This window comes from Nocardia niigatensis NBRC 100131 (genome assembly GCF_000308655.1).
GTDB lineage: Bacteria > Actinomycetota > Actinomycetes > Mycobacteriales > Mycobacteriaceae > Nocardia > Nocardia niigatensis.
On sequence record NZ_BAGC01000044.1, the window covers coordinates 308,719 to 330,321 of the forward strand.

Here is a 21,603-nt window from a genome sequence, read left to right on the forward strand (position 1 = left end):
CGAAACCGAGCCGGTAGGTGAGAGCCTTGCCACAAAAGCATGGCCCGAACCTCACGGCTCGGCAACTCGAACGGTGAATTTATTTCCAGGTGTCTTCCAGCATCTGCGGCTTGCACGCCACCCAGGCGCCCGCCATCAGGATCAGGACCGCCACCACCAGGAAGGCGAACGGCGCCGGCCAACCCCCGGTCATCGTGTGCAGCGTGCCGAACAGCAGCGGACCCACGCATGCCACGGTGTAGCCGACGCCCTGGGTGAACCCGGACAGCGCGGCCGAACCGGCGCCGGTGCGGGTCCGCAGATTGATCAGGGTCAGCGCCATCGGGAAGGTCGACGGGCCCAGACCCACCGCCAGCACCCACAGCAGCGGGGCGCTCATGGGCGCGAGCAGCAGACCGGCGAACCCGATGTAGAAGAACACCGCGCAGCCGATCACGACCGGGAACGGATTGGCCATGCGGCCCACCACGATCGGCGCGCTCAGCGCGGCCACCAGGCCGATGAGGGCGAAGATGCCGACCATGCTGCCGCCGAAGGAGGCACTGGCGCCGGCATCGCTGAAGATCGTCGGCATCCAGGTGAACAGCGAATAGGTGATCAGCGAGGTCATGCCGAACATGAAGGCCATGCCCCAGGCCACCGGCGAGCGCCACACCTTGCCCGTGGATTCGACCGCGTCCGAAGGCAATTCGGTGGTGTCCACGCGAGCGTGGTCACGCCGCACCCGCAGCACCGCGATCCACGGCAGCGCGGCGGCGAAGGCCAGCGCGGCCCACATGCCCAGCGACAGCCGCCAGCCGTGCGCATCCGCCACCGGCACCGCGATCAGGGCCGGGAAGACGGTGCCCAGCTGCACCATCACGATGTAGACCGAACTGAGCACGGCCAGCCGATCCGAGAAGTACCGCTTCACCAGCGGCGGGATCACGACATTGCCGATACCCATGCCGGCCAGGGCCAGCGCGGAGAAGGCGAGCAGTTCCCAGGTGGCGGGCACCAGGGCGCGGATCACCGAGCCGATGCCGGTCACGACCATGGCCACCAGGGCCGTGGCCTCCAGGCCCAGGCGCCGCGACAGCACCGGGGTCAGCAGCCCACCGAGGGCGAACATCGCGGTCGGCAGCATGCCGAACACACCGACCACCGCGGTGGAGTAGCCGATGTCATCGCCGATGCGGGCGGCGAGGGGCGTGAATGCGGTGACGGCGACACGGAGGGTGAGGGCGGACACGACGATGGCGACGAGCACGAGCAGGCGGCCCTCGAACAGGGCGCGCTTCGACATTTCGGGGCGGAACCCGGTCGTCTCGGCGGGGGCATTGATAAGGCCCCGCTCGGGGGCCTTCGTCTCATCCATCGTCGCAGTCACCGACAAATCATAGGATGACCCGATGATATGATGCAACGAATGTGAGGCAAGGTACGCTGTCACCCGTGCAACCAGTCCGGCGCACGAGCCTCATCGCCCAGGTGACCGAGCAGCTTCGTGCCGAAATCCGTTCCGGCCGTTGGGCCGTCGGCTCGCGTATCCCCACCGAACCCGAGCTCACCGAACTCACCGGCACCGGCCGCAATACCGTCCGCGAGGCCGTCCAGGCCCTCGTGCACGCCGGCATGCTCGAGCGCAGACAGGGTTCGGGCACCTACGTCATCTCCACCTCCACCCTCGGCGGCACCCTCACCGAGTACTTCGCCGACGCCCAGCAGCGCGACGTCCTGGAACTCCGGCGGGCCCTCGACACCACCGCCGCCCGGCTCGCCGCCGAACGCCGCGACGAGACCGACATCGCCACCCTGCGGCGCGTACTCGACGAGCGAACCCGCAACTGGGACACCGACTTCGACGCCGCCATCGAGGCCGACGTGCAACTGCACCGCGCTATCGTGGTCGCCAGCCACAATGCGGTGTACCTCGAGTTCTACGACTCGTTGCTGCCCGTCATCGCGGCCGGCATCCGGTTCCGTTCCGAGCGCGAGGGCGAGACCTACCACGACGAGCACGCCGACCTGGTGCAGGCGGTCATCGACGGCGACCCCGAGCGGGCGGCCCGCACCGCCAACTGCTTCCTCGACTCGCTCATGGCCGAATACCGGACGCTTGATACGAATTTCGAGTAACCGAAAGGTCACCACGCGACGCGCGGCCGGGTGAGGGCGAATTACCGTCTCCGTCACGGAAAAACACTCGGACGTAAAACGCGCTTCCTACGGTTGGACGCGACCGCAGCGGTTCCCCATACGACTCGGGGAACCCGTGATGAGGGCGGTCGTGACAGCCGAGAGGACAGGCGCTCATGGCAACCGTAGTAGAGGCACCCGAAACCGCCATCACCTTCCAGAGACGCGGGCGGTGGATAGACCACTGGGAACCGGACAACACGGAATTCTGGGAAAACGGCGGCAAGCAAACCGCCCGTAAGAATTTGATGTTCTCGGTATTCGCCGAGAACCTCGGATTCAGCGTCTGGGTGCTGTGGGCCAGTGTGGTCACCGCCATGGGCTCGGCCGGATTCGCCTTCCTGAGCGCGAAGAATCCCGACTCGGTCAACAACGCGCTGCTGCTCACCTCCACCCCGACCCTGGTCGGCGCAGCCCTGCGCGTGCCCTACACCTTCGCCATCCCACGATTCGGCGGCCGCGCGTTCACCGCCTTCAGCGCCGCCATGCTGCTGGTACCCACCCTGGGCCTGGCGTATTTCATCAACCAGCCCTCGACCCCCATGTGGGTGTTCATGGTGCTGGCCGCGATCGCCGGTGTCGGCGGCGGCAACTTCTCGTCCTCCATGGCCAACATCAACTTCTTCTTCCCCGAGGGCAAGAAGGGCGCGGCGCTCGGCATCAATGCCGCGGGCGGCAATCTCGGTGTGGCACAGACACAATTGTTCGTGCCGCTCATCATCACGCTCGGCACCCACATCATGGCCAAGGACGCGGCCGGCTACCGGTTCGGAATCACCCTCGCGGTGCTGGTGTGGATTCCGTTCATCCTGATCGCCCTCGCCGGCGCGCTGCGCTACATGGATTCGCTGTCCGGCGCGAAATCCGATGGCACGTCCTACAAGCGGGCCCTGGCCAACCGCCACACCTGGGTGATGGCCATCCTCTACATCGGCACCTTCGGTTCCTTCATCGGGTTCTCCTTCGCCTTCCCGACCCTGCTCAAGGCCAACTTCCCCAGCCTCGCCAAGATCGGCTGGATGGGCACGCTGGGCAACCTGGCCTTCCTCGGCGCGCTCGTCGGATCCATGAGCCGGCCCCTCGGCGGCTGGATCGCCGACAAGCTCAGCGGCGCGAAGATCACGCTGTACGTGTTCGGCGGCATGGCCGTCGCCACCGCGCTCATCGTGGCGTCGTTGTCCGCCAAGAACTTCCCGCTCTACCTGATCTCGTTCTTGCTGCTGTTCGTGCTCAGCGGCATCGGCAACGGCTCGACCTACCGGATGATCCCGATGATCTTCACCGCCGAGGCGCGGCGGCGGGCCGCGGAGACCGGGCAGGACATCGGTGAGGCGCTGATCTCCGCGAAACGGCAGGCGGGCGCGGCCATCGGCGTCATCGGCGCGGTCGGCGCGGCGGGTGGCTGGATTCTGCAGCAGGCCCTGCGACTGTCGAACACGCACTACCACAGCATGAATCCGGCCTTCTGGGGTTATGTCGTGGCCTATCTCGCCATGGGCGCGATCTGCTGGTGGTTCTACCTGCGCTCGTCCTTCGCGGTCGGACGCGCTCCCTCCCTGGCCCACGCCAACGTCTGAGCAGGCCCAGCTCTCGGGGCCCCAGGTGAAAGCTTCGGAAGCACGGTATTCCGAAGATCCCCATCCTCAGGGGAAGTGAAAGGCCGCGCCGGATTCGTCACCCGGCGCGGCCTTTTCGCGTGTCACGGCCATCTCGTGTGTTCCGTCCCCTAGAGCAGCAGGCGGATCATGTCGGCCGTACGGGCCAGACCCGGGAACGCCTCGGGGGTCGACCGCGGGTGCAGGGCGTGCACGGCCAGGCGGAACATGACCGCGCGCACCAGCATCTGCGGCCACTCCGGCAGCTCACCCCAGCGCTCCAGCAGGCCGTCGTCGGCCCCGCCCCAGGACAGGGCGTCGACCACGATGACCGCCGCCGCCCACGGGGCCGGCCGCCAATACGGGGTGATGTCGGTGAGGCCCGGCGCGAAAGCGCCCGAGAACAGGACGGTTCCGAACAGATCGCCGTGCACCAGCTGCGGCGGCGTGGCCACCGGCTTGCGCAGGGTGGACAGCTGGGTGATCAGGATCTGGCTACGGTCGCCGTCCGGGGAGGTGGCCGGCAGCATGCCGCCCATCTTGAGACTGCGCAGCGGAACCGCTTCCCACGCAGCGCGATCCGCGGCCGCGAACACATCCACGTCCGCCCACGGCGCGACCGGCTGCGCGGCCAGGAAACGCGGGCGCTCGAGATGCGCGGTGACCTGGTGCAGGCGCAGTGACACCGACACCACTTCGTCGTGCCGCGGCTCCGGGACACCCTCGAGGTAGGTGTCGGCGCGCCAACCGGATACGACATACCGTCCATCGGTGGCCCGCACCGGCCGCGCCAGGCGCAGCCCGTCGACCCGCAGCGTCTCGCGCACCTTCGCCGACCACGCGGCACGCGCGTGATCGGTCACCGGGCTCAACACCACATCGCCACAACGCCAGCCGCCGTCCCAGTTCCCCAGCGGAACCGGCACTTCCTCGCGCAGCCCGAAGGTCGAGCGCACATGCTCGGGAGGTTCCACAGCAGTCATGGTCACGCGCGTACGGTACCGCTGTGAAGAGGCGGAAATCGGACGCCACGCTGTCCCGCCTCCCCGCGACCCGAGGCCGGACTCAGGTGCCGTCGGAGTGCCGTTGTCGACCGCCGGCGCGGCGCACAACCGATTTCGGAGGTACCCGGATCCTTCCGAAATCAGTTGTCGCCTCCCGATCGATCGACGTTCCTGGTCAGTAGACCGGCAAGGACGGGTCGACCTGGTTGGCCCAGGCGACGATTCCGCCCTGAAGGTGGGTCGCGTCCGAGAAGCCGGCGTTCTTCAGGGCCGCGAGGGCCTCGGCGGAACGGATCCCGGTCTTGCAGTGCAGGACGATCGGGGTGTTCTGCGGGAGCTCGGACAGCGCCTCACCGGAGAGGATGCGGTCCTTGGGAATCAGGGTCGCGCCCTCGATGCGGACGATGTCCCACTCCACCGGCTCGCGGACGTCGATGATCGCCACATCTTTGCCCGCGTCGAGCATCTCCTTGAGTTCACGGGCTGTGACGGTCGAGCCGATAGCCGCGGCCTGGCCCTCCTCCGACACCACGCCGCAGAACGCGTCGTAGTCGATGAGCTCGGTGATGAGCTGACGCTCGGGGTCGCGGCGCAGCTTGATGGTTCGGTAGGTCATGTCCAGTGCGTCGTACACCATGAGCCGGCCCAGCAGCGGGTCGCCGATACCTGTGATCAGCTTGATCGCCTCGGTCACCATGATCGAGCCGATCGAGGCGCACAGCACGCCCAGCACGCCGCCCTCGGCGCAGGACGGGACCATGCCCGGCGGCGGCGCCTCCGGGTACAGGTCGCGGTAGTTGATGCCGCGGCCGTCGGGGGCATCCTCCCAGAACACCGAGACCTGGCCCTCGAACCGGTAGATGGAACCCCACACGTAGGGCTTGCCGGCCAGCACCGCGGCATCGTTCACCAGGTAGCGGGTGGCGAAGTTGTCGGTGCCGTCGACGATCAGGTCGTAACGGCTGAACAGCTCGACCGCATTGTCGGGTTCGAGGCGAATCTTGTGCAGCACCACGGTGATTCCGGAATTGATCTCCAGAATCGAATCGCGGGCGCTGTCCGCCTTCGAACGGCCGATATCGGACTCGCCGTGAATGATCTGACGCTGCAGGTTGGAGGCGTCGACCTCGTCGAACTCCACGATGCCGAGCGTGCCGACACCCGCCGCCGCCAGATACAGCAGCGCGGGCGAACCCAGCCCGCCGGCGCCGATCACCAGCACCTTGGCGTTCTTCAAACGTTTCTGACCGTCCACCCCGAGGTCCGGGATGATCAGGTGGCGGCTGTAGCGGGCGACCTCGTCCCGGGTCAGCTCCGCCGCCGGCTCCACCAGGGGCGGCAGGGAGGGATGCGATGACACGTCTTCGGACTCCTCAATCGAATTCGCCGGAAACTCGCGGCCATTGCTGCAACACCGCAAGGCGGGTCGTTCTTCCCCAGCCTAGGTGAGGTACGACTCTCGACGCTCTCAGGGGCTGACGCCCCGGAAAGCCGGGCGATCGGAGCAGCCTCAGACCCGGGCGGGGAGGTCGAAGAGGCGGAAGAGGTCCGGGGAGTGGCAGAGGTCCACGCGGGGGACACCGTCGCGATCGAGGGTGAGGACGTGGAGGTTGGCGGCTTCGACGACGTCGTGCCGTTGCCCGGCACCGGGGTTCGGCCGCAACGGAATCCGCCGAGCCCGAGGTGGTTCAGGCGCGCGGGTAGGGCCAGGGGTTGAAGCGGCAGGTCTTGCCGTCCATCGGCACCACGCCTTCGGGATCGAGCTTCGCGATGTCGTTGTTCTTGGTCCCGAAGGTCTGCTGCATCATGACCGGCGCCAGGCCGCCGTCGACCTCACACGGCTGATGCTCGTGATAGCCGATGGCGTGTCCCACCTCATGATTGATCTGATACTGCCGGTAGGAGCCGACATCGCCCTCGAAGGCCAGTGCCCCGCGCACCCACCGCACCTCCGAGAGCAGCACGCGGCCCAGATCGGCGTTGTAGCAGGAAGAGTCGACCGGGATCTCGAACCCGCAGGACTTGCGGGTGGTGTCGCGGGAGGTCAGCGAGACGCGGAAATCCGGATTGCCGGTATCCACCCGGCGGAACGCGAACTTCGGATCATGGGTCCAGGACTTGGGATTGGCGAGCGTGGCGTCGATCATCTGGCCGATGGCCGGATCACCGCCGAGGCTGGCGGTGTCGACGCCGTCCTCGATCTCCACGGTGTAGGTGAACACGTGCTGGGAGCCGGCGCCGACCTGAGCGGTGTTGCCGGGCACCACGTGCCAGTTCCCGGTGCCGGTGTCGGTGTAGGGCCCGCCGGGCGGGACGGCTCCGGTGGGCAGGTCGGCGGCGTAATTGCCATCGCCCTTGGGTGCGCCGCCGATGATGCCGCTGGGCTTGTCGGTGTGCTCGCTGAGGCGGCCGAAGCCGGGCAGTCCGGTGTCGCTGTCGCCGGTGTGGCGCAGGGCGTCCACCGCGACCAGCACGGTGATGATCAACAGGACGGGCAGGGCGTAGGCGCGCCAGCCGTAGGTGTTCACGAACCGGCCCAGCGGACTCTGCTTCTTGGTCTCGCGGTCCGGGCGCTGCCGGTTGCGGGCGTCGGCGGGCGGGGCGGTGGGGTCCCAGCGGGCGCGCAGCGGCTGGTGCGGCAGCGGCAGCTGGTCGCCGGCGGGCTGACTCGGATCGGGTACGGGTGCGGGCGGTGTGATGAGCCCGGAAGATACCGATGGGCCGGTCTGCGACGCCTGGTCACCGACGTACAGACCGAGCGGATCGTAGACCGGTCCGCTGGGTCTTCCCCGTCGCTTGTCTCCGGTGGCCTTCGGCACACCGGCCCCCACGGGGCGGCGCGCATCGCGCCCGCCGGAACTACTGCCCCCATGGTCGGTCACGCCTGACAGACTCTCACAGCCCGGCCCCACGCACGGAAGGGCCGTACCCGGGCGGCGCTATTGCTGCGAGATATCTCACGTCAATGCGGCAGAGCTCACAATTCGGAACATGTGCTACACAGTTGTGATCGGTCTCGCATAATCGACGCGAGGACCCACTCGACCATCACAGGTGCTGATCGACAACAACCAGCACACCAATATTCGGAACCTGGATCGGCACGGGCCCCATGAGCGAGTATCGTTCGTGGGATACCGGTGACATCCTTCCCACCGGGAATCAACTGGGAGAAAAGGCAATGACTGACCTCGTGGACCGGATGACGTCGCACCGCACGTCATCCGAGGCCATGGCGGCAAGCAAGCGTGGCACCCGCCTGCCCCGCGAGGCGCGCCGGGCGCAGCTACTCGCCGCAGCCAGCGAGGTCTTCGTGCTACGTGGCTATCACGCCTCGGGCATGGATGAGATCTCGCAGTGCGCCGGCGTCAGCAAACCGGTGCTCTACCAGCACTTCTCGAGCAAGCTCGAACTGTATCTGGCCGTCCTGCAGAACTATGTCGACGCCCTGGTGTCGAGCGTGCGCCAGGCGCTGCGCTCCACCACCGACAACAAGCAGCGTGTGCGCGCCGCCGTGCAGGCCTACTTCGATTTCGTCGATCACGAAACCCAGGGCTTCCGATTGGTTTTCGAATCCGACCTGACCAACGAGCCGCAGGTGCAGCGCCGCGTCGAGCAGGCCACCGAGGCCTGCGTGGACGCCGTCTTCGACCTGGTCGCCCACGACTCCGGCCTGGAGCCCTACCGAGCCCGCGTGCTCGCCGTCGGCCTGGTCGGCGCCAGCCAGCTCAGCGCCCGCTACTGGCTCGAGGCGGACCGGCCGATCACCAAGGACGACGCGGTCGACACCACCGTCGCGCTGTGCTGGGGTGGTCTGAAGCACGTGCCGTTGCATCCGATGGATTGAGAGAAAAATTCTCTCGCTTCTCGCGACTCGGGGGTAATCCCTCGAATCCCGAACAACGCTAAAAGAATTGCCCCGCCGAGTCGCTCGGCGGGGCAATTCTTTTATGCCACTAGGGGTTTCGGGAATCTCCTAGAGTTCGGTCAGACGGCCGCGAAGCCGACGCGACCCGAAGAGGGGGTGCCGATCTCGACATAGGCGACCTTCGCGGCCTGGATCAGGAACTTGCGGCCCTTCTCGTCGGTCAGCGTCACGACGCCCCCATCGCCCTGGAGCGCGCCGGTGACGGCCGCCTCGACCTCGGCGGGAGACTGCGAGCTGTTGATGACGAGTTCACGCGGGCTATCCGAAATGCCGATCTTGACCTCCACGGCCAACCTCCGAACCTAGAGTTCTGTGCTGTCCTGATCACGCTAGCGCAGCCGGGACAGCGTCCGGCCGCGACCGCCTGCGCTGTCAGCGAACAGCACAGGCGGGCGGGGAGCAAGCCGGGCGTCAGCTCAGGCCGAGGACCCGCATGCGCTCGGCGTGACTGTTCTGCATGTGCTCGAACAGGGTGACGATGCCGTTCAGATCGCCGGTGGCGGTGAGCACCAGCTCGGTCAGCTCGTCGCGCTGCGCCATCACGTACTGCGCCTGGGTGATGGCCTCGCCGAGTAGGCGGCGGCCCCACAGCGCCAGGCGGTCCCGCTCGGACCGGTTCTGGGCGACCGCGGTGCGCACCTCCTCGATCACGAATTCGGAGTGACTGGTCTCGGCCAGCACATCGCGCACCACGTCGGCGACTTCGGGAGCCAGGGCGCCGGCGATCTCGGTGTAGAAGTCGGCGGCGATGCCGTCGCCGACATAGAACTTGACCATCGACTCCAGCCAGGTGGAGGGGTCGGTGGAGGCGTGATAGGCGTCCAGGGCGCGCACGAACGGGGCCATGGCGTCGAAGATGTCGACACCGTGATCGGCCAGCGCCCGCTCCAGGGTCTTGAAATGTTCCATCTCGTTGCCCGCCATCTTGGCGACGGCGACCCGCCCGCGCAGCGTGGGCGACAGCTTGGCTTCCTCGGCGAGACGGTAGAAGGCGGAGATCTCACCGTAGGCGAGCACCGCGAACAGGTCGGTGACTCCGGGGTGTTCGGGGGAAATACGGCCGTCGGAGGATGTGGAAAAACTGTCGTCAGAGGACTCCGAGGCAGCGCCGAGCGCGGTGGACGAGTTTGCTCCCATGGGACCCCACCCTAGCGGCAGAAAACGACGCGCATTCACCCATCGACCACCCCGGGCGAGGCGCGCCCTCGTCCCGTTCATAACGCCATGCGACACAACGCAATCCAGAACCTCGTCGCGCTCGGCGACGGCCGTTCCCGCAGATTGCCCGCCGCCGAGGGATCCCGCGGTCAGGGCTGATCGCGCAGGAATTTGTCCAGGTAGGTCCAGGTGGTGTCACGGGCGATGAGAATGCCGAGGTGAGATCCGGGTGCGGTCTCGTATCGCACGTCCGTCGAGCCGGTCAGCGTCGTGGTGCCGTGTTTCACGGCGCCGGCCGGGGTGATGGCGTCGTTGGGCCCGCCGACGAGCAGTACCGGCTGGGTGATGTCGGCCAGCGCGATCTCGCGATCACCGAGCCGCAGGCCGCCCTTGCCGATGTCGTCGTTGAGGAGCAGGCGGCCGAAGAGCTGGTTGTAGAAGCGGCCCGGATAGCCGGGCAGCGAATTCTGGAAGCGGTCGATGGTCTCCATACGGGCGAGGGTCGCGGTATCCGCGAGATTGCTCGCAATGAAGTACGGCCGCTTGAGTTCCCGGTCCCACGCGGTGGCGCGGTAGGCGATCCGGGTCATCTGCGCTGGGACGCCGCCGAGCGCGCGAATGGCGGTGGTCGTGGCGAGGCCGCCCTCGACGCGGGACAGGACGCGCAGTTCACGCGCACCGAACATGCGGGCGTAGCTCAGCGGCGCGCCGACTGCGGTGACGGACCGGATGGGCAGGGTCTGGTCGGCCGCGGCGGTCAGCAGGGACAGGACGCCGCCGATGGACCAGCCCACCAGATCCACCGGGCGGCCGCCGCGATCGGCGGAGACCTGGCGGATGGCCTCGGGCAGGATGTCGTCGATCCAGCTTTCGAAGCCCATGCGGCGGTCGTCGAAGGTGATGTCGCCGTAGTCGACCAGGAAGGGCGCGCGACCGGTGTCGAGCAGGAACCGGGCCAGGCTCTGGTCGGGGCGCAGGTCGAAGCAGAAAGCGGGCGCGGCCAGCGGCGGGACCAGCAGCACGGCCGGATCGTCGGGGCCCGCGCCATCGTAGCGGCGCAGTTCGCGATGCGGCGCCTCGGACAGCACCGTCGACGGGGTCGGTTCGGGTGTTTCGATGCCGTCGCCGAAGGTCAGAGCCCACATATTGCGGGCAGCGGTGGTCACGGTGTCTGCCAAACTCACGGCACCACCTTCGCAGATGGTGGTACATGGTGTAACACATATGTGAGCAACTCAACTGTCCGCACGGCCGGCTCGACCGCCCACGGGCCGGCAGACACGGTTGCCCCCGGGCGAATTATGGTGCGCCACAATCATTAACGGCAATGCGAAACCCCGGATCAGGCCGCCTTTCGCTACCGATAAGCGCGCCCACCAGCGCAATAACGCCACACATTAGCGGTGGCGGAAATCGGAGCGAAGGCCGTATCACGCTACAATCTCCGCGGGCGGCGGAATTTCATACCCGTAGCCCATGGAAAATGTGCGCGCACTCCGATCCGCAGCACTGCACCGCCGCGCCAGGTCGACGCCCATCCACCGGAGAGGCATCCCGCAGCGGCGAGAACGGATCAAGTGGTCGTCGCGGACCGTCCGGGTCCGCCCCACGCCTCGTGCGCGCGAGACGCGATTAACGAGGAAAGGCAAGAACCTGAGCAAGATCACCGTAGAGCAGGAACCGGGTGTGGCGGACACGCTGCTGACCGCGGAACTCGACGACACCCACCTCGCTCCCTCTTTCGCCGAATTGGGCGTGCGGCCGGAAATCGTCCGGGCCCTCGCCGAGATCGGCATCGAACGCACTTTCGCCATTCAGGAACTCACGCTGCCGCTCGCGCTGGCCGGTGAGGATCTGATCGGCCAGGCCCGTACCGGTATGGGCAAGACCTTCGGCTTCGGCGTCCCGTTGCTGCACCGCATCGCTACCGGCGACTCCGGCACCAAGGCCCTGGACGGCACCCCGCGCGCGCTGGTCATCGTGCCCACCCGCGAGCTGTGCATCCAGGTCACCCAGGATCTGGAGAACGCCGCCAAGTACCTGGACGACAGCACCGGAACCAAGGTGCGCATCACCTCGATCTACGGCGGCCGTCCGTACGAGTCGCAGATCGAAGCGCTGCGCGCCGGCGTCGACGTGGTCGTCGGCACCCCGGGCCGCCTGCTGGATCTCGCCGAACAGCAGCATCTGATCCTGGGCAAGGTGCAGGTGCTGGTCCTCGACGAGGCCGACGAAATGCTCGACCTGGGCTTCCTGCCCGATATCGAGCGCATCCTCAATATGGTTCCCGAGCAGCGGCAGACCATGCTGTTCTCGGCCACCATGCCGGGCCCGATCATCACGCTGGCCCGCACCTTCCTGAACCGGCCCACCCACATCCGCGCCGAGGAGCACCACGAATCCGCGGTGCACGATCGCATCGCGCAGTTCATCTACCGGGCGCACGCGCTCGACAAGAGCGAGCTGGTCGCGCGCATCCTCCAGGCCGAAACCCGTGGCGCGACAATGATTTTCGCGCGCACCAAGCGGACCGCGCAGAAGGTCGCCGACGATCTGGCCGAGCGCGGCTTCGCGGTCGGCGCGGTGCACGGCGACCTGGGCCAGATCGCGCGCGAGAAGGCGCTCAAGAAGTTCCGCGAGGGCAAGACCGACGTGCTGGTCGCCACCGACGTGGCCGCCCGCGGTATCGATATCGACGACGTCACCCACGTCGTCAACTACCAGTGCCCGGAGGACGAGAAGACCTACGTGCACCGCATCGGCCGTACCGGCCGAGCGGGCAAGACCGGCGTCGCGGTCACCCTGGTGGACTGGGACGAGCTGAACCGCTGGGCCATGATCGACAAGGCCCTCGACCTCGGCATCCCGGAACCGGTGGAGACCTACTCCCGCTCCCCGCACCTGTACGAGGAACTCGGCATTCCCGAGGGCGTCACCGGCGTCATCCGCAAGCGCAAGCCCGAGCGCGACGAGGACTCCGTCGTCGTCGAGCGCGAGGCCCGCACCCCGCGCAGCCGCAACCGCCGCCGCACCCGCGGTGGAAGGGCGGCCGAGGGCGAGGCCACCGTGGTGACCGCCGAAACCCCTGCCGCCGAGGCCGATTCGGCCGCCGGTGATCCGGAGAAGTCCGGTCGACGTCGCCGCCGTCGCCGCCGTGGCAAGGGCGGCAACACCCCGGCCGAGGCCACCGTCGCGACCACGGTCGAGACCGATGTCGACACCGAGGGCCCCGCGGCGGTTTCCGCCGACGCCCCGGAGGAGGCCGCGGACGGCGGTCGCCGCGGACGCAAGCGGACCCGTCGCGGCGGTAAGGGTGCCGCCGAGACCAACGGCGTGAGCGAGAGCGCCGCCGTCGTCACCGAAGCTGCCGTCACCGAAGCCGTGGTCGCCGAGGCGCCCGCGCCGGTCGAGGCGACCGTGGCCACCGCGGCGGTCGAGCCGGTCGAGCCGGTCACGGCCGAGGCGCCCCGCAAGCGCACCCGCCGCACCAAGGCAGCTGTCGAGGCCCCGGTTGCCATGGAGTCGGCCGAGGCCGTCGCCGAGACCACCGTCGCGGCAGCGGCTCCCGCGACCGAGGACGCGGAGGCGCCCCGCAAGCGCACCCGTCGAGCCAAGGCCGCCGTGGCCGAATCCGGTACCGGCGCAGCCGATTCCGCCACCCCGGTGGAATCGGCCGGCACCGACAGCGACTCGGCCGAGCCGGCCCTGCGGGCCCCGCGCAAGCGCACCAGCCGGGCCGCGAGCAAGCCGCAGACCATCGAAGAGACCGCCAGCGGCGGCGACGCCGAGGTCACGGCGGAGATCACGGCAGAGGCTCCGAAGAGCGCGCCGCGCAAGCGGACTCGCAAGGCCGCGGCTCCGGCCGAGGCCGCCAACGGCACCGCCGAGGTCGTCGCGGAAGCGGCGGACGACGCGGAAGCACCGAAGACCGCACCCCGCAAACGGACCCGCAAGGCCGCGGCTCCGGCCGAGGCCGCCAACAGCACCGCCGACGTCGTCGCGGAAGCGGCGGACGACGCGGAAGCACCGAAGACCGCACCCCGCAAACGGACCCGCAAGGCCGCGGCTCCGGCCGAGGACACCAACGGTGCGGCCGACGTGGTCGAGGCGGCGGACGCTGCGGAAGCCCCGAAGGCCGCGCCGCGCAAGCGCGTCCGCAAGGCCGTCAAGGCCGAGGACGAGGCGGTCGAGTCGGGTGCTGCGGCAGGCGGTTCCGACGAGGTCGCGGCGGCGGCTCCGGTGCGGCGGACGCGGCGCAAGAAGGCCGACGCGGACGCCGAGGCCACCGTGGTGGTGACCGACACCGCGGTCGCGGCCTCGGCCTAGCCGCACGGATCGGTTACTCTCGCTGTCGTGCTCGCACCCGAGCGGCGGACGCGCGCCGACATTCTCATCGCTGTCGCGATCGCCGCTCTGGTGGCGATCGCGACAGCGGTCGTGGTGCTGACCAGCGATGTGCGCGGCACCCACGCGCGGTCCGCGGACCACACCCTCGCTCCTCCGTCGGCGACCGATTCGCTGCCGGCGCAGGTCAAGGAGCTGTGGCAGGCGCCGGACGGTGCGGCCATGCGCTCGCTGACGGTGGGCGCGGTGGCCGTCACCGCCGACGACGGCACCGTCACCGGGCGGGATGCCCGCACCGGCGACGAGGTGTGGAAGTACCAGCGGGACATGCCGTTGTGCGCGGTGGAGGTCCAGTTCGGGACGGTCATCGCCACCTACCGCGATCAGCGCGGATGCAGTCAGACCACACTGCTGAACGCCGAGACCGGGTCCCGGGTGGCGGCGCGATCCAGCTACATGGACCACGACATCACCCTCGCCCCGGACGGCACCTACGTGCTCGCGCTGGGCGGCGACCGCCTGGAGATGTGGCGCTCGGATCTGGTCCGCACCCTCGAATACGGCTATGTGGACGCCCCGGTGAATCCGCACACCCAGCCGCGCGCCGACTGCCGGTTGCTCTCGGCGGGTTCGGCGCCCAGCCGGCTGGCGGTGCTGGAGCGCTGCCCGAAGGACTCCGCCGACCGGTTGTCCATCCTCAATCCCGCGCCCAAGGACGGCACGGTGCCGGAGGAGTACAGCACCCACGTACTCAACGAGCCCGGCGGCGCGGTGGACGGCGCGCGCGTGGTCGCGGTGTCCGACACCCGCACCGCGCTCTACCTGCCCGCCACCGCGACCACCCCGCCGGTCCTGACGATCTATGACGTCAGCGGCAATCTGCTTGCCTCCCACCAGGTTCCGGCTTTCACCGACCGCGCCATGGTGGCGCGCCTGTCGACCGGCTTCTTCGTCTTCACCGGCGACGCTCTGATCGCGCTGAACCCCACCACCCTCGACCCGCAGTGGGGCGCACAGCACGTGCTCGGCACCCCGGCGCTGATGGCCGGGCAGCTGGTGGCCCCGGTCCCGGACGGCCTGGCCGTGCTGGATCCCGCCACCGGCGCACAGCTCTCCCGAATCCCGCTGCAGCGCAGCGACTACCACAACGAACCCATCGGGCTGGCCGTCTCGGGCAATGTCTTCCTGGAGCGACGGGGCACCCGGGTGTTCGGCGTCGGCGCCGGATCCTGACCCCGGCCGCCCGATTCCGACGGCGCTCTGCCGCCCGCTAGGTATTCGGGGAGGCGGTGGAGCATGATCGATTTCATGAGCGGTGACGATTTCCGGTTGGTGGTCCTGCGACACGGGGAGACGGCCTGGTCGGCCGCGCGCCGCCACACCGGCCGCACCGACGTTCCGCTCACCGGTGCCGGCGAAGCCCAGGCCCGGGACGCCGGAAAACTGCTGTACGACATGGAATTGCGGAATCCGCTGGTGCTCAGCAGCCCCCGGCAGCGCGCGCTGCGCACCGCGGCGCTGGCCGGACTCCCCGGCGTCATCGTCGACGACAATCTGGTCGAGTGGGACTACGGCGAATACGAGGGCCTCACCACGCCCGAGATCCAGCAGGTGTCCCCCGGCTGGACCATCTGGACCGGCGCCACCCCCGAGGGCGAGACCGCCGAGCACATCCGCAAGCGCGCCGACCATGTGCTGGCCACCGTCATCCCCGAACTGGCCACCCGCGATGTGGTGCTGGTCGGCCACGGCCACTTCTCGCGCGCGATCATCGCCCGCTGGGCCGAGTTCGACGTGATCGAAGGCCGCCGATTCTTCCTGTCCACCGCCGCGGTTACCGTGCTGGGACACGACCACCAGGCCCGAACCGTGCTCGCGCACAATCTGGTTCCACCGCTCAACCTGTAGGAAAGGGGCGCCGAATGATCCGCCGCGCCACACCCGCCGACATCCCGGCGCTCGTGCAACTGGTCCACGACCTGGCCCTGTACGAGAAGGCTCCCGACGAGTGCACCCTCACCGAAGCCCAGCTCGGCACCGCCCTGTTCGGCCCGCAGCCCGCGCTGTACGCCCATGTCGCGGAGAGTGACCAGGGCGTAGTGGGCTGTGCCATCTGGTTCCTGAACTTCTCCACCTGGAAGGGCGTGCACGGGGTCTACCTGGAGGACCTCTACGTCAAGCCGGAGGTCCGCGGCCGCGGACTGGGCAAGAGCCTGCTCGCGACGCTGGCCCGCGAGGCGGTCGAGCAGGGGTACGCCCGCGTCGACTGGTCGGTGCTCACCTGGAACGCCCCGAGCATCGACTTCTACGAGTCCATCGGGGCCGAGCATCAGCACGAGTGGACCGGGTACCGCCTGAGCGGTTCCGCCCTGGCCCGCCTGGCGACGCACGCCGACGACTGACGTCGCCCGGCTCGATATCCCGACCGAATTCGCCGTAGCGGCGCCGGAAAGCGCTCGCTCACCCAAGGAGGTGGGCAAGCGTCCGAAAACTCGCCTGGGCGCCGCTCAGCAGCCGCTACGGAGGCGGCTACTCCTCGATGGAGCCGGAGCTACCCCTCGATCGAGCCGTAGCCCGCGGCCATCCACCGGTTCGAGGCCGGCGCGAACAGCGTGCCCAGCGCACCCAGCGCCAACAGGCCCAGCGGTGCGCCGAACTCCGGGCGGTCCGAGGTGAACATGTAGTACGCGACGCCCAGCAGCAACAGCTGGGTCAGCGTGGCGATGGCCCGCCCCCACCGCTTCCCGCGCATCAGCCCGATGCCCGCGGCGAGCACCGCACCGCCCAGGATGGCCGCGTACCCGGCGGTGAGATAGCTGTTCTTCGGGCTCTGCGCCGACCCGTTCACGCCGACGATGATCAGCACGACCATCGCGACCAGGCCCAGCGCGCCCTCGAGGGCGACCAGCGCCCCCGCGACGCGAACCGTCACCGGCACCACGTCGGTCGCGCCCGCGGGCTTCGTCTCGCCGTTGTTCTCCTCAGCCACCCGCCCAGCCTACGACCGAGCGTCGTTGCCCAGTGCACCCGTCCGGCCGAAATCAGTTCGGAACTGGCACTTCAAGGTTCGCGGCCCGTCTCGTTCCGGACTGACGGAGCGCGGGAGCGGAGGAGGGAAGAGCGAGACTTCGGGGCCGCGAACCCGCCGGAGCGAAGCGGAGGCAAAATAGGCACCGTGCGGACCCTGCTGATCGTGAACCCGAATGCCACTTCGACCACTCGGTCCACTCGCGATCTACTCGCTCACGCACTGGAAAGCCGCACCCAGCTGACCGTTCGCCAGACCGAGCACCGCGGGCACGCCGCCGAACTGGCGCGCTGGGCCGCCGACACCCGGATGGATCTGATCGTGGTGCACGGCGGGGACGGCACCGTGAACGAGACCGTCAACGGTTTCCTCCCGCTGCCGGGTGAACCGCAGCGGGAGTGGCTGCCGCGGCTCGGCGTCATTCCGGGCGGCTCGGCGAATGTGTTCGCGCGTTCGCTCGGCATCGAGCCGGATCCGGTGACCGCCACCAATCAGCTCATCGATCTGGTGGCCGATGACGCGGACCGCCGCATCGGGCTCGGCGTCGCCGACGGTCGCTGGTTCTGCTTCAGCGCCGGCGTCGGACTCGACGCGGATGTGTGCGAGGTCATCGACGCCAAACGTGCGGATGGCAAGGCCGCCACGCCCGCTCGCTATCTGCGCACCACGGTCCGGCAGTTCTTCCGTGCCAAACGGCATGCCCCGCAAGTTCGTCTGGACATTCCAGGTCACGAACCGGTCACAGATGTGCATTACGCATTCGTGACCAATGCCAGCCCCTGGACTTATCTCGACAACACGCCCGTGGTCACCAACCCGGGGACCACTTTCGAATCGGGTCTCGGGGTGTTTGCCATGCGAACAATGGGCGTTCTGCCCACCTTGATGGTCGCCCGGCAGTTGCTGGCAGCCCAAGGTGATCCCAAGGGCCACAGTTTGTTTCGCACCGACGACGTTCCCGCGGTGACCGTCACGGCCGCCGAGCCGATCGGGCTGCAAATCGACGGCGACTTCATCGGACGCCGCAACATGGTGAATTTCACAGCAGTCCCGGATATCCTCGATGTGGTCGCGCCGAAGCCCTAGCTGGTTCGACACACCTGAGAAACATCGCGGTTGCGCTGCGAAAACTGGCTCAACCGAGTAGAAATGACACGGCGGATCCCCATGTAGGGGTCTTACAGCGTGAGCTTCCCCACGGTGCACCGGGTATCTATTGACATCTACGGTGTTCGTGAAAGCATTCACAAGCAACCGTGCGGAAACATTCGAGTCGCACAAGTGAACGGACCACAAACCTAAGGGGCAGCGCCGTGCGCGCCCTAAGCAAAGGAGCAGAGGAATGGACTGGCGCCACAAGGCCATCTGTCGCGACGAGGACCCCGAGCTGTTCTTCCCGGTGGGTAACAGTGGTCCGGCGCTCGCCCAGATTGCCGATGCCAAGCTGGTCTGCGCTCGCTGCCCCGTCACTGCTGACTGCCTTTCCTGGGCCCTGAAGTCGGGCCAGGATGCCGGCGTGTGGGGTGGTATGAGCGAAGACGAGCGTCGTGCGCTGAAGCGCCGCAACGCGCGCACGCGTACCCGCACCGTCGTCTGACCCAGTCGGACGGCAGGCGTTACGGCCGACCCCAGCCTCGCGGCCGCAACGCAATTCGGCCCGGCACCAATACAGGTGCCGGGCTTCAGTGTGTTCAGGGCTCCGAACAGATCCGGGCTGTCCGGACAACCGATTTCGTAAGGCCGGGGTAACTCGCCGGGGGCGCCCGGAAGTGAGCGGGCACCCGGCCGCCGGTCCGCGAGGCGAATGGCCGGGCTCCCACTTATCGGCAAAAGGCGCGGAGAGGCGGATAAGCCGCAGCTTTTCAGCGGAGCCCGAACTTATGCGTCCGGCAATATCTTTCAGCGCGCGCAGCGGTCTTTCAGCGCGCGGAGCGCCGGCCGAGCGGAACTCGCAGGACCGCGTCGGTGCCGACATCCGCGCCGGGATGAAGCCCGATCGATCCGCCCAATTCCGCGGTGACGAGTGTGCGGACGATTTGCAGGCCCAACCGGTCGGAGGCTTCCAGGCTGAATCCGTCGGGCAGGCCGCGGCCGTCGTCGCTGATGATGACGTCGAGCCAGCGCGCCGAACGCTCGGAACGGATTGTGACCGTACCGTTCTCGCCGGCGTCGAAGGCGTGCTCGATGGCGTTCTGCACCAGTTCGGTCAGCACCATGACCAGCGGCGTCGCCCGCTCGGCGGAGAAGACGCCGAGCGATCCGGCGCGGCGCACCTTGATGCGGGCGGTGTGAACGGTCGCCACGTCGGCCATGATCGGCAGCAGGCGGTCCACCACCTCGTCCAGATCGACCTCTTCGTCAACCGACATGGACAACATTTCGTGCACCGAGGCGATGGAGGTGACGCGGCGGACCGATTCGGTCAGGGCCAGCCGGGCCTCCTCGTTCTCGGTGCGGCGAGCCTGCAGTCGCAACAGCGCGGCCACGGTCTGCAGATTGTTCTTCACCCGATGGTGGATCTCGCGGATCGTCGCGTCCTTGGACAGCAGCGCGCGGTCACGGCGCTTCACCTCGGTGACATCGCGGACCAGCACCGCGGCTCCGGCGAGTTCACCGTGCGGGCGCAGCACCAGGGTGCGCAGCAGCACGGTCGCCCCGCGCGCCTCGACTTCCATTCGGCGCCCGGCCTTTCCGGCCAGGGCCGCCTGGATGTCGCCGACCACCTCCTGCGCGTCGAACGGATCGGTGATCAGCGAGCGGGTGGTCAGCGCCAGATCCTGGCCGACCAGATCGTTCTGCAAACCCATCCGGTGGTAGGCCGAGAGGGCATTGGGGCTGGCGTAGACGACGGTGCCCTCGGTGTCGAGGCGGATGAAACCGTCGCCCGCGCGGGGGCTGGAGTGCGCGCCGGTGCGGTCCTCGAGCGCGGGCCAGGTGCCGTCGGCGACCATCTGGCACAGGTCGTCCGCGCAGGACATGTAGGCGATCTCGAGGCTGGAGCGCATCTTGCGGCGCTGGGTATCGGTGTCGCGGCCGAGCACGGCGATGATGTCCTCGCCGACCCGCACCGGGATCGCCTCACGCATGGCGTGCACGGGATGCGGGTGGTAGACACCGGTCAGGGCGGTATCGGTTTCGAAGCGAGCGATATCGGCGGTATGCAGGGCCTCGAACACCTGCGGATTCGCCTCCGGGGTGGCGAGCGTGCCGACCAGATCCTCGAGGTGCACGGTAGGCGCGGTGGTGGGGCGGCACTGCGCCACGCACACCACCTCCGCGCCCTCACTGACCGGGCCGGTGCCCACCCACAACAGCAGATCCGCGAACGACAGATCCGCCAGCAACTGCCAGTCCCCCACCACCCGCTGCAAATGATCGACGGCCGCACCGGGTAGATCGGTATGTTCGGCCAGTAGCTCACTCAATGTCGACATTCACCCACGCTCCTCTGTTCCCACGTCGCGTGTATGTTCCCACGCGACACGGGCAAGGTGCGGCAAGAGCAGGCCGAGGGCTCGTTACCTCAGGCGATGACGGCGATCAGGTCACCCGGCTGCAGCACATCGCCGGGCTTGACGTTGATCGAGGCGACCGTGCCTTCGCCCTCGACGATGACCGGGATCTCCATCTTCATCGACTCGAGCATGACCACCGGGTCGTCGGCCTTCACCACGTCGCCGACGGAGACCAGGATCTCCTGCACGGTCGACACCATCTCGGCCAGCACTTCCTCAGCCATGAACACCTCTCGCTCTCGAGTGACCTGTAGCCCCTGAAGGTACAGCCAACCACACGTGAAAGAATGGCGGCCGACTGAAGGGAGATTACCTATGGGTAAGCGTGGACGTAAGAAGCGTGGCCGCAAGAAGAGTGCCGCCAACCACGGCAAGCGGCCGAACGCCTGAGCTGTAGCGAAAAGCTCGAAAACTGCTGAGCGGCACCACTTCCCGCTGGGAAGGGTGCCGCTCGGTTCCGCTTCTGCGGGACTTCAGCGGACGGCCGGATGCCGTCGCCACTGCCGCACCCGTACCGGCGGCCAAGTGCCGGACCCAGTTTGGACGTACCCGGTGAGTTGACCGGGTAGCCACCGAATCACTTCTCCGGTTCCGTCACGACGCGTGTGTCTACACGTGTGTAGCTGGTCCGGATCTCCAATGTCAGGCGCTGCCGCAGCGAATCCGGCGCGCGGTCGCCGCCGCACTTGCGGTTCAGCAGCGACTTCAGCTTCTCTTCCAGGCCGTAGGCCTCGACGCACGGCGAGCAACGGTCGATGTGCTCACGCAACCGTGCCTTCACGGTCTCGTCACACTCGTTGTCCAGGAGCAGCCAGACATCGGCGAGCACCGCCGAGCAGTCCAGTTCTTCCAT

Annotated in this window: 21 protein-coding genes and 1 pseudogene; 10 read left to right on the top strand and 12 right to left on the bottom strand. The window is 68.1% G+C overall.

From position 1 onward, the window contains the following. Positions 1-79: 79 nt before the first annotated feature. Positions 80-1,369: an MFS transporter gene (locus tag ON33_RS22200; protein ID WP_373281051.1), complete on the bottom strand. Its 1,290-nt coding sequence runs from the start codon at positions 1,367-1,369 to the stop codon at positions 80-82. 65 nt (positions 1,370-1,434) lie between these two features. Here ON33_RS22200 and ON33_RS22205 point away from each other — a divergent pair, with 65 nt between their 5' ends. Both ON33_RS22205 and ON33_RS22210 read left to right on the top strand, forming a co-directional pair. Continuing rightward, the gene (locus ON33_RS22205; protein WP_040860886.1) at positions 1,435-2,118 is read left to right on the top strand and encodes a FadR/GntR family transcriptional regulator; all 684 of its coding nucleotides are present in this window, start codon (positions 1,435-1,437) and stop codon (positions 2,116-2,118) included. Between the two features lie 176 nt (positions 2,119-2,294). Further along, on the top strand, positions 2,295-3,755 hold the full coding sequence (locus tag ON33_RS22210; protein ID WP_040860887.1) for an MFS transporter: 1,461 nt from the start codon (positions 2,295-2,297) through the stop codon (positions 3,753-3,755). Between the two features lie 149 nt (positions 3,756-3,904). Here ON33_RS22210 and ON33_RS22215 read toward each other — a convergent pair whose 3' ends face one another. The 4 genes from ON33_RS22215 to ON33_RS22225 form a co-directional block, all read right to left on the bottom strand. Then, positions 3,905-4,756: a TIGR02569 family protein gene (locus ON33_RS22215; RefSeq protein WP_040861000.1), complete on the bottom strand. Its 852-nt coding sequence runs from the start codon at positions 4,754-4,756 to the stop codon at positions 3,905-3,907. A 196-nt stretch (positions 4,757-4,952) separates the two neighbouring features. Continuing rightward, on the bottom strand, positions 4,953-6,137 hold the full coding sequence (gene moeZ / locus ON33_RS22220; RefSeq protein WP_040860888.1) for an adenylyltransferase/sulfurtransferase MoeZ: 1,185 nt from the start codon (positions 6,135-6,137) through the stop codon (positions 4,953-4,955). 150 nt (positions 6,138-6,287) lie between these two features. After that, a complete protein-coding gene (locus ON33_RS41495; RefSeq protein ID WP_157184668.1) occupies positions 6,288-6,440 on the bottom strand; it encodes a hypothetical protein in 153 nt (50 codons plus the stop codon). A gap of 25 nt (positions 6,441-6,465) precedes the next feature. Further along, positions 6,466-7,659 (bottom strand): DUF3152 domain-containing protein, encoded by a 1,194-nt coding sequence (locus ON33_RS22225; protein WP_373281052.1) that lies wholly within the window; start codon positions 7,657-7,659, stop codon positions 6,466-6,468. A 299-nt stretch (positions 7,660-7,958) separates the two neighbouring features. On the opposite strand from ON33_RS22225, the gene fasR reads away from it, so the two are divergent. Beyond that, on the top strand, positions 7,959-8,624 hold the full coding sequence (gene fasR, locus ON33_RS22230) for an HTH-type transcriptional activator FasR (protein ID WP_040861002.1): 666 nt from the start codon (positions 7,959-7,961) through the stop codon (positions 8,622-8,624). Between the two features lie 140 nt (positions 8,625-8,764). Here fasR and ON33_RS22235 read toward each other — a convergent pair whose 3' ends face one another. From ON33_RS22235 to ON33_RS22245, 3 genes are all read right to left on the bottom strand, one after another. After that, positions 8,765-8,992, bottom strand: a complete 228-nt coding sequence (locus ON33_RS22235) for a DUF3107 domain-containing protein (protein ID WP_040861003.1) — start codon at positions 8,990-8,992, stop codon at positions 8,765-8,767. A gap of 124 nt (positions 8,993-9,116) precedes the next feature. Then, entirely contained in the window at positions 9,117-9,842 is a 726-nt protein-coding gene (locus ON33_RS22240; protein WP_083869185.1) for a ferritin-like fold-containing protein, read from the bottom strand. 170 nt (positions 9,843-10,012) lie between these two features. After that, positions 10,013-11,047, bottom strand: coding sequence for a polyhydroxyalkanoate synthase family protein (locus ON33_RS22245; RefSeq protein ID WP_040860889.1), 1,035 nt, complete (start codon positions 11,045-11,047; stop codon positions 10,013-10,015). Positions 11,048-11,549: 502 nt separating this feature from the next. On the opposite strand from ON33_RS22245, the pseudogene ON33_RS42835 reads away from it, so the two are divergent. From ON33_RS42835 to ON33_RS22265, 4 genes and pseudogenes are all read left to right on the top strand, one after another. Continuing rightward, positions 11,550-13,064, top strand: a pseudogene (locus tag ON33_RS42835) (DEAD/DEAH box helicase); the annotation flags it as partial. A gap of 1,152 nt (positions 13,065-14,216) precedes the next feature. Then, positions 14,217-15,440, top strand: coding sequence for an Rv3212 family protein (locus ON33_RS22255; protein ID WP_040860890.1), 1,224 nt, complete (start codon positions 14,217-14,219; stop codon positions 15,438-15,440). Positions 15,441-15,515: 75 nt separating this feature from the next. After that, positions 15,516-16,115 (top strand): acid phosphatase, encoded by a 600-nt coding sequence (locus tag ON33_RS22260; RefSeq protein WP_245550659.1) that lies wholly within the window; start codon positions 15,516-15,518, stop codon positions 16,113-16,115. Between the two features lie 14 nt (positions 16,116-16,129). Next, positions 16,130-16,609, top strand: a complete 480-nt coding sequence (locus ON33_RS22265; protein ID WP_040860891.1) for a GNAT family N-acetyltransferase — start codon at positions 16,130-16,132, stop codon at positions 16,607-16,609. 149 nt (positions 16,610-16,758) lie between these two features. Here the strand turns inward: ON33_RS22265 and ON33_RS22270 are convergent, their stop codons facing one another. Then, complete coding sequence (locus ON33_RS22270) at positions 16,759-17,196, bottom strand: hypothetical protein (RefSeq protein WP_051152622.1); 438 nt, start codon at positions 17,194-17,196, stop codon at positions 16,759-16,761. A gap of 186 nt (positions 17,197-17,382) precedes the next feature. On the opposite strand from ON33_RS22270, the gene ON33_RS22275 reads away from it, so the two are divergent. Both ON33_RS22275 and ON33_RS22280 read left to right on the top strand, forming a co-directional pair. Continuing rightward, complete coding sequence (locus ON33_RS22275) at positions 17,383-18,321, top strand: diacylglycerol/lipid kinase family protein (protein WP_040860892.1); 939 nt, start codon at positions 17,383-17,385, stop codon at positions 18,319-18,321. 256 nt (positions 18,322-18,577) lie between these two features. Then, on the top strand, positions 18,578-18,832 hold the full coding sequence (locus tag ON33_RS22280; protein WP_011211115.1) for a WhiB family transcriptional regulator: 255 nt from the start codon (positions 18,578-18,580) through the stop codon (positions 18,830-18,832). A 322-nt stretch (positions 18,833-19,154) separates the two neighbouring features. Here ON33_RS22280 and ON33_RS22285 read toward each other — a convergent pair whose 3' ends face one another. Together ON33_RS22285 and ON33_RS22290 are read right to left on the bottom strand one after the other, a co-directional pair. Continuing rightward, positions 19,155-20,669: a sensor histidine kinase gene (locus ON33_RS22285; protein ID WP_040860893.1), complete on the bottom strand. Its 1,515-nt coding sequence runs from the start codon at positions 20,667-20,669 to the stop codon at positions 19,155-19,157. Positions 20,670-20,758: 89 nt separating this feature from the next. Then, positions 20,759-20,974 carry a biotin/lipoyl-binding carrier protein gene (locus ON33_RS22290; RefSeq protein ID WP_040861008.1) on the bottom strand — a complete coding sequence of 72 codons (216 nt, stop codon included), beginning with the start codon at positions 20,972-20,974 and terminating at the stop codon, positions 20,759-20,761. A 91-nt stretch (positions 20,975-21,065) separates the two neighbouring features. On the opposite strand from ON33_RS22290, the gene ON33_RS44465 reads away from it, so the two are divergent. Then, positions 21,066-21,140 carry a 50S ribosomal protein bL37 gene (locus tag ON33_RS44465; RefSeq protein ID WP_154787346.1) on the top strand — a complete coding sequence of 25 codons (75 nt, stop codon included), beginning with the start codon at positions 21,066-21,068 and terminating at the stop codon, positions 21,138-21,140. Between the two features lie 187 nt (positions 21,141-21,327). On the opposite strand, the gene rsrA is transcribed toward ON33_RS44465, so the two are convergent. Next, complete coding sequence (gene rsrA / locus ON33_RS22295; RefSeq protein WP_040861009.1) at positions 21,328-21,603, bottom strand: mycothiol system anti-sigma-R factor; 276 nt, start codon at positions 21,601-21,603, stop codon at positions 21,328-21,330.